The sequence below is a fragment of the Bifidobacterium castoris genome, from assembly GCF_003952025.1.
In the GTDB taxonomy this organism is placed as follows: Bacteria; Actinomycetota; Actinomycetes; order Actinomycetales; family Bifidobacteriaceae; genus Bifidobacterium; species Bifidobacterium castoris.
Window position 1 is genome coordinate 12,760 of the sequence record NZ_QXGI01000003.1, and the last position, 13,849, is coordinate 26,608.

The following is a 13,849-nucleotide window of genomic DNA, read 5'->3' on the forward strand; positions in this document are numbered from 1 at the left end:
TATTAAATCGATATGACACTGTAGTCAGATTGCGTATCGAATTGAGGTTATATGACTGAGCTGAGAAAGCGGCGACTGCTGCGCTTCGGCACGAAGGGTCTGGGTTGTCTGGGGGCGTTTGCCCTGATCTGCGGCGGTGTGGCCGCTCCGGCGATGGCCGTCGACGTGCCGGGATCGTCGGACGCCACGATCGTGCTGTCCTTGGAGAACGCTCCCGCCGACGCGTCCGGTTGGTCGCTTGGCGAGCAGATGCACTATGTGGTCCGTCTGACCAACACGGGCGACCGCACGTACGGCTTCGCGCCGACCGCATCAAACCTGAGCGGATATGAGAACTGCAAATGGCGTCAGGCGCCGGCGAACCAGCTGTTCGAATGCCCGGGGCTGATCACGCACACGGTGACGCAGGAGGACGTGGAGCGCGGCAGCTTCGAACCGTCGATCACCTATACGCGTTATTCACAGAACGATTACAAAGGAACGGCCACGGAATTGCCCGCGGCCACGATGACCGCCCAGAAGGTGCGCACGATCGCGTATCCGGCGGCGAAGGGCTTCAAGCCGTTCGACGCCGATCCGTCGCTCAAGGCGGATCTGGGCGACCTGTCGAAGATCGCGCTGAGCGTGTCCAAGCAGTACAACATCCGTATCCCGGCCCTTGCGATCGCGTCCAACGGCGATCTGCTCGCCTCCTACGACAAGCGTCCGATCAACGGCGGCGCGAACGGCGGCGACGCGCCGAACGCCAATTCGATCATGCAGCGCCGTTCGACGGACGGCGGCAAGACATGGGGCGATGAGACCGTCATCGCGCAGGGCGCGACCTCGCCGCAGCGCAAGGGATACTCCGATCCGTCCTATGTGGTCGACCACAATACGGGTGCGATCTTCAACTTCCATGCGTACAGCCAGACCGCCGGCTTCGCGGTGAACGATCCCGCGTACACGTACACAGCCGATGGCGCGATCGACGAGGCGAACGAGCATACGATGAACGTCGCGGTGTCCACCTCGACCGACAACGGCCACACCTGGAAGAGCACGGTCATCACGGACCAGCTGCTGCGTGACGCGGCGAAGCGCTACGACCTGCGCGCCTGCTTCATGACCTCCGGCGCCGGTACGCAGAAGATGCAGGAGCCGAACAAGGGCCGTCTGCTCAACCAGATTACATGCGGCGTCAACGGCGACCTGACGAAGGTCATCGCCGGCTCCGTCTACTCCGACGACGACGGCGCCACCTGGCATCTCGGTGAGTTGACGACGACCACCACGGCCGACGGCGAATGGCGTTTCGATGAGAACAAGGTCGTTGAACTGTCCGACGGCCGTCTGCTGATGAACTCGCGCACATGGGAGAAGAGCGCCGGCGGCTACCGCATCCAGGCCATCTCCGAGGATGGCGGCGAGCATTGGTCCGATTACCGTTCGACAGCGCCGTACCTGCGCGACCCGGGCAACAACGCCCAGATCATCCGCGCCTATCCGAACGCGCGTCCCGGCACTCTGCGCTCAAAGGTCCTGCTCTTCTCGAACACGAACGATCAGGGCGACCGCATCCATGGCACAATCAGCATGTCCGTCGACGACGGCGCGACCTGGCCGTACAGCAAGGAGTTCCGCGCCGAAGGCACCGGCTACACGACGATGGCCGTGCAGCCCGACGGTCGCATCGGCCTGCTCATGGAGCCCGATGGCGGCGGATGGATGAACATCGGCTACACCTCGTTCACGATGCGCTGGCTGCAGGACGACCTCGTCACCGAGCTGAAGATGGCGCCGCAGAAGCGCGCCGAGGCCACCGTCGGCGAACGTGTCAGCATCCCGCTCGGCATCGAGCATGACGATCCGGCGCTTGCCGACACCGCGAAGTTCGAAGGGCTGCCGGCCGGCCTGAGCTATGACGAGGACACGCAATCGATCGTCGGCGTTCCGACCGGCGACATCGACGCCGAAACCGAGCACAACGTCACTGTGACGATCACCGAGGCCGATGACGGCACCGGGATGCCACGTGAGGCGACGGCGTCCTTCGTGCTGACGCTCAAGCCGGCGCCGAAGCAGCCGGGACAGCCGTCGCAACCCGCTGAGGACGACAAATCCGGTGCGACCAAGCCCGGCGATGCCGGCAGTGCGGCCTCCGGCAAGCCCGTCGCCAGTGCGAAGGACTCGACCCAGAGCTCCGCGCGCACGCCGAAGGGCGGCTACACGGGTCTTGCCTCCACCGGCGCCGCATCGGCGTGGATGACGATTGCCTCGCTGATGCTCGCCATGTCGGGTGCCGCCGCGCTCGCCTTCATCGGCGACGCCTCACGACGCCGTGCGCAGCGGTGATGCACATCGCGCCTGATTTGGTGGGTGCCTGCCATGACGCGGGCACCCACCAGCCGCTCAATATTCATTGGAAGAACCACCATCAGGTCATATATAAAGAGGAGACTCATGAAATGCAGTAAATGGCTCAGCGCTGTGGCGGGCGTCGCGGTGACTCTCACCATGCTGCCGATCTGGACGTCGACGGCCGTGGCCGACGACATTTCCGACGCAAGCGCGCAGCTGCTGCGTCAGTCCGCGCTCGACGCACGCCTCGGCGATGACGGCAAGACGCCGATCGCCGTCGCCGACGGCGATCAGGTCTACGGCGCGCGTGCCTCGCAGGTCCCGTATTCAGCCGATCTCCAGCAGATCGCCGGCAAGTCGTACTTCGTGGACTGCTCGGCGGCCGCGAACGGCGACGGCAGCCAGAAGTCGCCGTTCAACTCGCTTGACGCGGCGAACGCCGTCAAGCTCAACGCCGGCGACGCGATGCTGTTCAAGGGCGGCGCCGCATGCACCGGCACGTTCACGCCGCAGGGCTCGGGCACCGAGGCCGCCCCCATCACCATCGACGCCTATGACGCGACGGCGGACAAGCGTGCGCGCATCGACGCCGACGGCGCCGCCGACGCCGTGCATCTGTACAACGTGCAGCATTACGTCGTGCGCAACCTCGAACTGACGAACACCTCCGGCGACGCCAAGGACTATGCGTCGTTGCGCCATGGCCTGCGCATCGAGCTCGAGGACTACGGCGACGGCTCCGGCTACGAGGTCGCGAACCTCTACGTGCACGATGTGCTGGGCGACAACCAGAAGAGCTCGACCGGCATCCGCCTCGAAGTCAACGGAGATAAGACCCCGACGAAGTTCGACGGCGTCAACGTCCACGACAACATCGTCCGTCACGTCAACCGCACCGGTCTGGCGGTGACGACGAGCTGGTACCACCGTGAGGAGGAATCGTCGTGGCCGGGTGGATTCTACCCGATGGGCAGCGTATGGGTGCATGACAACTTCCTGACCGACATCGGCGGCGACGGCATCGTCGTGTGGAATTCCCCGGACGCGGTCATCGAATACAACACGCTTGAGAACGCGGCCAACGAGCACGGCGGCAAGACGGACAACTCGCACAACGCCGGCATCTGGTCCTGGGTCTCCGACCGTACCGTGTTCCGCAACAACCACGTCTTCGCGATGCACCGTTCGTCGCACAACAACGACGGCGCCGCCTTCGACGCCGACTCGGGCGGTTCGGGGCTGATCTTCGAGCACAACCTCTCCCATGACAACATGGGTGGATTCTTCATGTACTGCGGATGCTGGGGACTGAGCACGCGTACGCTCGTGCGCTACAACATCTCCCTCAACGACGGCCGCTACGTGGACATGGAGCCGAAGTGCGAGGCCTCCGGCGAGACCGCGCGCACGATCTTCACGGCCGGCACGACCGACTCCCACTTCTACAACAACACGATCCTGCTGCCGCCCACCGAGATCGACGTGGCCGGCTTCGGGCACTACATGGCGAACAACTCGGTGATGGCGAACAACCTGTACATCGCGCAGCAGGGCACCGTCGTCACCGATACGACGACGAACGAGCAAAAAGGCTCGTGGGCGAACACGCTCAACTGGCGCAACAACGTCTTCGCGGGTCCCGCCGCAGGCGCATGGCCGAGCGGCGCGCATACGGCCGACAACCAGGTCGTTCCCGGCCTGACGCTCGCGGCGGGCGAGGGCCTTGCGAGGCTGCACATCCAGCATGATGCGCTGACGGCTGCGGGATATCCGATCGCGGACGCGAACGGCGAGCAGGGCGTCACCGACTTCCTCGGCAAGCCGACCCCGACCGTGACGAACCCGGATATCGGCGCCTTCCAGTATTCGGCGTTCCCGGCGCAGACCACCGTCGCCGACGGAGGCTTCGAGGCGGCGGATGCGACGGCATGGAAGCTCGACCATGCGCAGATCAACGCCGAGGGCCGTCGTTCCGGCGCCTCGGGCCTGTACCTCGACAAGGGCGGCAGCGCGACGCAGACGGTGAAGGCGGCGATCGACCGCACCTATCGTCTGACCGCCGCCGTGCATGCCGACGGGAACGGCGAACTGCCGAGCATCAGCGTCACGCTGCCGTCGAAGGCGGTGGCCCATGCCGAGCCGATGACGGACAAGGACGGCAAGCCGATCGTCTCCGCCGACGGATGGACGCCGGTGAGCGTCGTCTTCCGCACCTCATACGACGCGTCGACCTTCGACCTCGCCGTCGATGCGAAGGACGGCGGCTGGGCCGACGACATCGTCGCCGAAGGCGTCTACGACCACATCATCGACGGTTCCTTCGAGGCGCCCGCGAACACCGTCTGGCAGCCGCCGGTCGACATCATCGGCACGCCGGGCAACGCGGGCGAGAGCGGCCCGCTCGAGCGTTCGACCGACGCCGTGACCGGTGCGCTGGCGACGCCGGTGCCGGTCACAGGCAAGCGTCAGACGGCCACCGGCACCGAGACCTTCACCGCCGATGCGTTCAACCGCTTCGTCTACGTCACCCCTGGCCAGAACTACGAGCTCGGTGTCTGGGCGAAGGCCGACGCGGGCAAGGAGGTCACGCTCGCATGGCGTCTGTACCCCGGATTCTCTCAGGGATACCCTCTCACCAACATCACGCCGCTCGGCGCGGCATCGACGAAGTCCACCGAGTATACACGCGTGACGGTGCCCGTCAACTCGACGCAGAACCAGATCGAGGTCCGGTGCAGCGGCAACGGTCTGTGCGACGACATGACGCTTGTCTCGGCCTGGAACGGCACGGCGCCCGCAATCGGCGACGCCTCGCCGAACCAGCCGTCCAAGCCGAAGCCGACCGAGCCGAAGCCGACCGCTCCGACCGCTCCGACGGAACCAGCCGGCAAGGACGATGGTGCGAATCCCGTCGTGAAGCCGACGACCGGTGACGGGTCCGCCGCGAAGGACGAGCGCGACGGCGCTGCGGCCCAGGCGGACAAGGAGGAGCAGTCGGCGATCGATCTTGCGCATACCGGCGCGACGATCTTCGGCGTATGCCTGCTCGCCGGCGCGCTCATGCTCATCGGCGTCGTGGTTGCCTCCTATGCGCACCGCAGGAAGGCGGAACCGAAGCACAACCACTGACATGCCGCCAAGGAGGCGTGGACAACCAACCCAATGCAGGCCGTCCGCACAGGTCATGCGTCTACGACGCGGACTTGCGGACGGCCTGCATCGGCTTGTACGGGGGATACCGATCAAGGGCGTGAATCCTCCGAACTTGCATAGTCTCGACCGCAGGCGTCGCTCATCTCCTTAAATGAGAAAGGGTCGCGTCCTTGCAGCGCATCCGGATCATGAAATGGGTGCCATCATCTCCGAACCGGATGCGTGGACGTGATCCTCGCGACCGTGGAGAGGAGATCAGGATCGTGCGTATGAAATCTCGGCGCTATATGTCGCATACGACAGGTGCGAGGCTGCTCAAGGACGTCGACGACGTCGCCGTCCGCATGATTCAGGACGGCGAGCGTCTGCACGCGGCCGTATCCGCGGTCTGCGCCGCGGCGACTGATGCGCCGAAACACAGAAGGTCGCGGCTTCTCTTCGATATGCAGTACATCGGACGTAAACCGATTGTCGATCCTTTTGCACGCAACGAAGCGTGAACGGAAGCCAAGACGCACGCATTGACGAGAAGCGACCAACCAACTTATTCATACTGCCCGCCATGCTCCGCCCATGACGGTTCACGACGGGCGACAGACGAAAGGCTGTAATGAAACAACTTCGATTCAAGGCGCGAGGATTGTGTGCGCTGATAGCCGCCGCCACGATGGCCTTCGCCGGCCTTGCGACCGCCCCGGCGATGGCCGAGGACGGCGCCGCCGGCTGGAACGCAGCCGCATCAACCGTCGAACGTCCCCAGACGGTGCCGAGCCTCGATGGCTGGACACAGGGCGACGGCACCTGGACGCTCGGCGAAGGCGCGCATGTCGTCGCCGCGGACGCGCTCGCCCACCGTGCGCAGGCGCTTGCCCAGGAACTGTCCGCCTTCACCGATGTCGACGTCGCCGCGGCCGGCGGCGCCGCGACCGACAAGGACATCGAACTCGTCGCCGACGCCGCGCAGCAGTCGAAGCTCGGCGCCGAAGGCTTCACGCTGCGCATCGGCAAGGACGGCTTCAAAGTCATCGGCGCAAGCGATATCGGCGTGTTCTACGGCACGCGTGCCGTCTCGCAGATGCTGCGGCAAGGTGTGCTGACGATCCCGGCCGGTGAGGTCACATCAAAGCCGAAGTACGCGGAACGCGGCGCGACGCTGTGCGCCTGCCAGATCAACATGTCGACCGACTGGATCAACCGTTTCCTCGAGGACATGGCCGACCTGCGCCTCAACACGGTGCTCATGGAGATGAAACTCAAACCCGAGGAGGCGAACACAAGCAAGGCAGCGACATGGTCATACTACACGCGCGACGACGTCAAGGCCTTCGTGCAGAAGGCGCGTTCCTACGGCATCGACGTCATCCCGGAGATCAATTCCCCGGGGCATATGAACATCTGGCTTGAGAACTATCCGGAGTACCAGCTCGCCGACCGCAACGGCAACAAGAGCGCCGACCGTCTCGACATCACGAATCCGGACGCAGTGCGTTTCTATGAGACGCTCATCGACGAATACGACGGCGTCTTCGACACGGACTACTGGCACATGGGCGCCGACGAGTACATGATCGCGTCGAGCTACGCGAACTACCCGAAGCTGCAGCAGTACGCGGTTGACACCTACGGGGCGGGCGCGACGCCGAACGACGCGTTCACCGGTTTCATCAACCACATCAACGACTATGTGAAGGCGAAGGGCAAGCATCTGCGCATCTGGAACGATGGCATCGTCACGACGAAGAACGTCACGCTCGACAAGGACATCATCGTCGAATACTGGTATTCGGCGGCCGGCGCACGCAGCCCCCAGGACCTGCTCGACAGCGGCAGCGACGTCGTCAACGCGAGCCAGCGGTTGTATTGGTCGCGCTCGGCGACCGGCTACTCGGTGAATTCGGCGGCGCTGTACAACGACGCGAACTGGAACGTCGGCAGTTTCGACGGCGGTCGTCAGGTCGACCCGAACAATCCGCATCTGCTTGGCGCGAAGGTCTCAATCTGGCCGGATACCTCGGATTGGATGACCGAGAACGAGGTCGAGCAGCAGATCTCGGACAGCCTGCGCTTCATCGCGCAGATGACATGGTCGGCGTCGCGCCCCTGGGCGGACTGGAACGGCATGAAGTCGACGATCGACGCGATCGGCAAGCCGCTTGCCAACCGTCAGTACGTGTACCAGCCGCTGCGCGCAGGCACCTACGACATCCCGAAGCTCTCATCGGTCGCGGCGGGCCCGTGGACGTTGACGGCTACCTCCGACGGTTACTACCAGATGCGCGACGATGCGAGCGGCCAATGCCTCGTCATGGACTCCGGCATCGGCGACGGCCTTATCCAAAAGCACCTCAACGTCGTCACGCAAGTCGGCGCGCGACCCGGACTCGCCGCGTGCCAGGACATGGGCGTCAGCTGGGCCTCCGAGCGTAACGCCCGTCACGGCACGCGCAACGTGCAGAAATGGCAGATCCGCGCCGATGGCAAGGGTCGCTTCTCCCTCGCGCCGGCGCTGACGCAGCAGCGTCTCGCCGTCGCCACCGGCAAGGAATCGCACATCGATCTCGACCAGATGCGTGCGCTCGGCGGCGACGTCGCCCCGAAGGCGGGCGTCGTCGCGCAGTTCCCGGCCGATCTGGTCTCCGACAACGCGCTCTTCGACATCGTCGGCCGCTTCGACGTGCAGGCGACGGCCTCGTCGCGCGAAGTGCGTCCGTCCGCGCCGGTCGATGTGACCGTCGAGGTCACGGCCGCCGGCGACGCCGCCTCCGGCGACGTGACGGTGACGCCGGAACTGCCCGAAGGCTGGAAGGTGATGCCCGACCATGTCGACCTCAAGTCGATTCCCGCCGGCAAGACCGCGCGCGCCATCTTCCGCGTTGCCAACACGAAGGACGGCATCGCCGAGCTCTCGTTCACCGCGAAGTCGAAGACCGGCGCGACCGGCGTCGCGAAGGTGACGCTCGACGGCTCGACGGCGCAGCCGCTGCCGGCGCCCGTCGACGCCTCCGAATACGCGGCGGATTCGGTGCAGGACGATGCCGCCGAGCATGCGCCGATCGGCAACGCCTTCGACGGGGATCTCGCGACGTTCTGGCATACGAAGTGGAATCCGGCCAACGATCCGGTTCCACATTGGATCGCCTTCAAGACCGGTGAGGACGGCAGGCGCATCGCATCGATTGACATGACGGCGCGGCAGGACAAGATGCAGGGCATCGCGAAGGACTACGAGATCTACGTCGTATCGGCCGATACCGCGGTCAGCGTGGGCGCGATGACGGACGCCCAGTGGGGCGCGCCGGTCGCGAAGGGCGCCTTCGAACGCAGCGAGAGCCGTCAGACCGTCGCTTTGCCCGATTCGATTCCCGAAGGCAAGGTCTACGTCAAGCTCAAGGTGCTCAGCAACTATCCGGATTCGCTGGGCCTCGACGCGTACACGTCGATCGCCGAGCTGCATGCGAACGTGACTGAAGCGGCGCAGGATCTGACCGCACCGGACCAGCCGACCGACAACCCGGTCGAGCAGGTTACGCCACAGCCGGGCACCGTGGACAAGGACGCGTTGCGCGCCGAGGTCGACAGTGCCGGCGGCCTCGAGGCGGTCGGGTACACGGCGAAGACCTGGACCCCGTTCGCCGCCGCGCTGTCCGATGCACGCGGCGTATTGGATGACGCCAAGGCCGACCAGAAGACCGTCGACGCGGTCCTCGCGAAGCTTGTCGCCGCCCGTCAGGCCCTTGTCGAGGTCGAAGCCGCCAAACCGACGACCGACGACAAGAGCGGCAAGGATGACGCCGCCGCCGCGGCGCAGCCTGCGCCGGGCGACGCCGGTGACAAGCCTGCTGAAACGCGGTCCTCCGACACGCCGGATCAGTCCGCCGTCGTGGGCAACACCGGCTCGTCGGTGTCCGTGATCGGCCTCGTCGCTGTGATCTGCGCGATTCTCGCGACGGTCATCGTTCTGGTGGTGCGCCACATCCGCGACATGGACGAGTGAGCCACGCCGGACAAGTGATGACCAGTGGGCGGAACGTCAAAAGCGTTCCGCCCACTGTTTTGCTTGGTGGGGGCTGCGCCGGCGTATGCATGCGCCGCGATCGCCGTTCATATGATGCCGTGACGGCGTCGGCATCCGGGTGCATGCGGCGCCGCACCGGTGTGCATTTGTTTGGCGGCGCATCGTGTTCTGCCGCGCGCATGTTGCGCCCCGGCTCCATCTGATCGGCGTATGTATGTATCTCCGGCGCGCGGATGCGTCTCGGAATTGTACACACATCTCAGTGCGCGCATAAATCGTTTCTTCGTCCGAACTCTTGATTTATGCGCCGACGCCTGCCGCATATGGCTGTCGACATCGGCGAGACCGTGCGATTGTGTTCAGCGACGTGCATTCATGTGCGTATGCGTGGATTGATTGTGCCATATTATTCGATTCCGTCCGATGTGTGCGGGGAGCGCCGACTCACTCGGATGCACAGCTTGATTGTTCATTCAAAAAAACCGAGCTGTGCGACGACGGACTCCTCATGGCCGCGGTGTTGCCGCTTCGCGTTGTATCCTGGATCCGACCATTGCTCATGAAAGGGGATATATGACGGCTGACGAACCGAATGAGCCGAGACTGATCCGCGTGGTCGGCGCGGCGATCGTCAAGGACGGCAAGGTGCTGTGCGCGCAAAGGGGTGCAGGGAAGTCGCTCGCCGGATACTGGGAGTTTCCCGGCGGCAAGATCGAAGCGGGGGAGACGCCGCGCCAGGCGCTCCGACGTGAGATCGAGGAGGAGCTGCTGTGCGAGATCGACGTCGACAAGGAGATCTGCACAAGCGACCACCTCTACGATTTCGGCAGGGTGGAGCTGACGACCTTCCTGTGCCATCTGATCGAAGGCGTGCCGGTGCTGACCGAGCATGAACGCATCGAATGGATGAATCCGGCCGATATGCCGCAGCTCAACTGGGCGCCGGTCGATTACGATGCGGTGGAACTGATTTCAATGAGACTTGAAAGGGTTAATAAGAATTATATATAATGATATAACTTCTGCTTTATAACTCTAGGGTGTCTTCTTTTGTCAATTCTTGAGATATATGTGAACTTTGTTGAAGATCGGAATGATTCTGTGGTCTCGTCTTTGGTGAATGCTACTAAAGATTTGTTTTCGTAGTAATGAATTAATAAATCTACTGCTCTACTTCACGTCCTCTGTCTTTGGTTTGATTCTCTAACTTCGAAAAGATCAATAAATAAAGCATACTTAGATAAAGGTTTTGTGTAGAGCTCTAGGGATAAAGTGCTGCTGGAGATAATGCTCTGGCTACTTCGCGATTGTTTTCGTAAACCCTATAGATCTTCGTCGTCGTCATCTGTGAATAAGAGAGGGTTGTTTCACCATCTTTGATTAAAGCCATCAATCTCGTCGAATGGGGGAGAGGTGGTTGGTCGAGTGATTCAACTGAATCATATTTAATGCCATGTCAGGATACTGTCATCTAATTTGACTAGGTGGTGACGTCTCTTGCTATCATACCTTTCTATGAAGGGAGGCTATTGTGCTAAGTGCCGCTGATGTGCCGCTGGAGCCGTTTCTGGCTCAGTTTGCGCAGTTGAACATTCCTGTTGCGTTCCTAGTGCCTACGCAGACGGGTTACACGAAGTCAATTATGGATGCGACGGCTCCGGTCCGCGAGCTTCTTGAGGATGCGAGGGTGCATGTCTACGAGGAGCAACTGCAGGGACCGGACAACAAAAAGAAAGTCGAGTCCTGCTTCGTATATCCCGACCATCTGGAGAAGACTGAGGCGTCACTGTACAGACCTAAGACGAAGCATGGCGATCCGCGCATATGGTTCTCGGGGCTCAAGCAATACTGCGACCCGTATAACCTTCTCGCACTTGTTGTGATCGATGGTGTCATCTATGTAATCGATTTGTCGAATCCGGACATCGCCCAGTCTTTGATCGATGGCGGGTATGTGCATAGCTTGCTGACCGCCGATGATACCGAGGGAAGTATCATCGAGCGAGAACTGCTCAGGAAGATTCAGGCGATTCACGATGAAGGATTCCTCCCATCGGTCACCGAAGGAGATCCCGGCGTTGGCGATACACTTGAGCATGCGCTCGGCATCAACCGGAACAATGATAAGAACCCGGACTACAAGGGCATTGAGCTCAAGACGCTACGAGCCAAGCGCAACGGCAAGACCAAGAGGGAGACGAGAAGTACTCTGTTTTCACAGGTGCCCGATGGCGGGTTGAAGTACCGCGAAATACTTGACACATACGGCAAAATGCAGATTCCTCGGAACAAGGACAAGCCGCGATTCCAGCTTTATGAGACGTTCCGAGTGGCGCATGTCAATGGATATGGGTTGCTGCTCGATGTGGATGAGGCGAGCGATCGACTGTATATCCTGCATCAGGATCCCGAGACTGGAAAGCAGATGCGGGTAAGCTGGTGGGATATGTCGGAGCTGCGTAAACGATTGCTGCAAAAGCATCCGCGCACGTTCTGGGTCACCGCTGAATCGGAGACGATCAGTGGTGTAGAGCATTTCCTGTATACGAAAATCCTCTACACCAAGAATCCGAATACGGCGCTGCTGACCCCGTTGCTGGCCTCCGGCGTGATTACCGTCGATCTCGCTGCTCACATCACGGAGGCCGGAAAATATAGGGATCATGGAGCGCTCTTCAAGATAGAGAAGAAGAATCTGCCTCTATTGTTCGCTACTCCTGAGGAGTTCATCCTTTGATTTCGTCAAGAATGCTATTGACCACCTCTCCCAGAGCTTTACCGAGGAGAGGTGGGACGGCGTTCCCGATTTGCGTGTACTGCGGCACCTGATAGCGTCGCCGCAGGCCGCCGGTCGTGGTGATGCCGCGGAATTCGAATGCATCGGGGAACGACTGGATTCGTGCCATCTCTCGAACCGACAGCGTGCGCGCTTCGGTGTAGTGGCACACGTCGTCGGGAATGGACAAGGCGGCGGGCGCCGGAACGCCGCGGCGCAGCGCTCGCTGGGAGAATTTCTTCGTCTTCAGGCCCGCGAGATATTCAACGAGCCTTTTCTTCGATTTCGGTACGGGCTTGTCGTACTTGAGCAGATGTCCTTCCTTCAGTGCGTTGACGGCTTCGGCGGATAGTTCGTCTGAAGTGCCGCGCATGACATTTTTGATTTCGTCCGCAATCGGTTTCGTGGTGTTTGCCATGATCTGGTAGATGCGGAACCGCGCTCGCACGCGTGGCGTGCTGTTGGGGTGCTGCCGATTGAGCATCGGATGCTCGGGATTGGCGAGATGCGTGCCGAGTTCAGAGTTCAGATCGATAACATACTGACTTTGCGGAGCTGAATTCTCATCCTGCAGATCTCCGATAGCGTCTTCGATGGTGTGCTGCGTTGCGTCGTCATGGAATGCGACGAGCGGTGCGAAGACGGAACTCTCGGCGGCCTTCTGCCATTCCGGCGTGGTGAGGTCGCGATAGGACCAATGATCCTTATCATAATCGGCATCGTTGTTCTTGACGGCTTCGATCAGCTGCTCGCCCTGCTTGAACCATTCCGAAGTTTCTTCGGACAGCTGGTCCACGAGATCCTCGCGAATTGCAAGCATGATGAAACGCGGACGATTCTGTGCCACGCCCGCATAACGTGCGTTGATCAGGAGCGGACGGGTGACGTAACCGATGGAGGCGAACGCCTTGCAGACTTCGAACCATGCGTAGTAGGTCTTCGATTCCTCTTTGAATGGTCGGAGGATGCCTTCCACGTTTTCCAGCAACACCATACGCGGGCGTTGGAAATTGACGAACTTCGCGAACTCCCACGGTAGCTGATTGCGCTGGTTGCCGAGTTCGCGACGTCCGGCAAGCGAAAAGCTCTGGCAAGGTGGTCCGCCGGAGACGAGGTCAACTTCCCCGTGAATGAGCGGACTATGCCGGTCTTCGATGAACTGGTTCAGTCGACGGATGTCCCCGACGATAAGACGACCAGTGAGGTCATCCGCGTTCCCGACTTCGCTCATGTCGGTTTGCGGTCGTTCGAATGGATTGTCTGATAGACGTTCAATGACGTCGTCGGTGTCCGAATCGAGCCAGAGAACGGGACGGTCGGATGGTTTGGTCTGGGCAAACTCCGGAGATCGCATGTCGACGCCCATGAGATTGAGGGCAAACGTCTCGGCCGGCATGGGGGAGAGCTCATTGGCGAGCAACTCCCCGAAACCGGCGGAATGGAGGCCAAGACTAAGGCCTCCGCATCCCGCGAAAAGTTCGATGAAGGTGTGCATGACAGTTCAGTATAGGAAAGAAACTGAGAAAAGTCCAGGTGGACGTTGGTCTGGTATCTTATAACATTGA

At 61.7% G+C, this 13,849-nt stretch carries 7 protein-coding genes; 6 read left to right on the forward strand and 1 reads right to left on the reverse strand.

What is annotated here, in order from left to right:
• Positions 1 to 51: 51 nt before the first annotated feature.
• From D2E22_RS04235 to D2E22_RS04260, 6 genes are all read left to right on the forward strand, one after another.
• Entirely contained in the window at positions 52 to 2,334 is a 2,283-nt protein-coding gene (locus D2E22_RS04235; protein ID WP_126031881.1) for a sialidase family protein, read from the forward strand.
• 108 nt (positions 2,335 to 2,442) lie between these two features.
• The gene (locus tag D2E22_RS04240) at positions 2,443 to 5,469 is read left to right on the forward strand and encodes a right-handed parallel beta-helix repeat-containing protein (protein ID WP_164518414.1); all 3,027 of its coding nucleotides are present in this window, start codon (positions 2,443 to 2,445) and stop codon (positions 5,467 to 5,469) included.
• Positions 5,470 to 5,756: 287 nt separating this feature from the next.
• Positions 5,757 to 5,993: a hypothetical protein gene (locus D2E22_RS04245; RefSeq protein WP_126031883.1), complete on the forward strand. Its 237-nt coding sequence runs from the start codon at positions 5,757 to 5,759 to the stop codon at positions 5,991 to 5,993.
• A 110-nt stretch (positions 5,994 to 6,103) separates the two neighbouring features.
• The gene (locus D2E22_RS04250; RefSeq protein ID WP_126031884.1) at positions 6,104 to 9,487 is read left to right on the forward strand and encodes a family 20 glycosylhydrolase; all 3,384 of its coding nucleotides are present in this window, start codon (positions 6,104 to 6,106) and stop codon (positions 9,485 to 9,487) included.
• 594 nt (positions 9,488 to 10,081) lie between these two features.
• Positions 10,082 to 10,519: a (deoxy)nucleoside triphosphate pyrophosphohydrolase gene (locus tag D2E22_RS04255; protein WP_126031885.1), complete on the forward strand. Its 438-nt coding sequence runs from the start codon at positions 10,082 to 10,084 to the stop codon at positions 10,517 to 10,519.
• Positions 10,520 to 11,039: 520 nt separating this feature from the next.
• A complete protein-coding gene (locus D2E22_RS04260; protein ID WP_126031886.1) occupies positions 11,040 to 12,245 on the forward strand; it encodes an MvaI/BcnI family restriction endonuclease in 1,206 nt (401 codons plus the stop codon).
• On the opposite strand, the gene D2E22_RS04265 is transcribed toward D2E22_RS04260, so the two are convergent.
• A complete protein-coding gene (locus tag D2E22_RS04265) occupies positions 12,235 to 13,779 on the reverse strand; it encodes a DNA cytosine methyltransferase (protein WP_126031887.1) in 1,545 nt (514 codons plus the stop codon). The genes D2E22_RS04260 and D2E22_RS04265 overlap by 11 nt on opposite strands.
• Positions 13,780 to 13,849 lie beyond the last annotated feature (70 nt).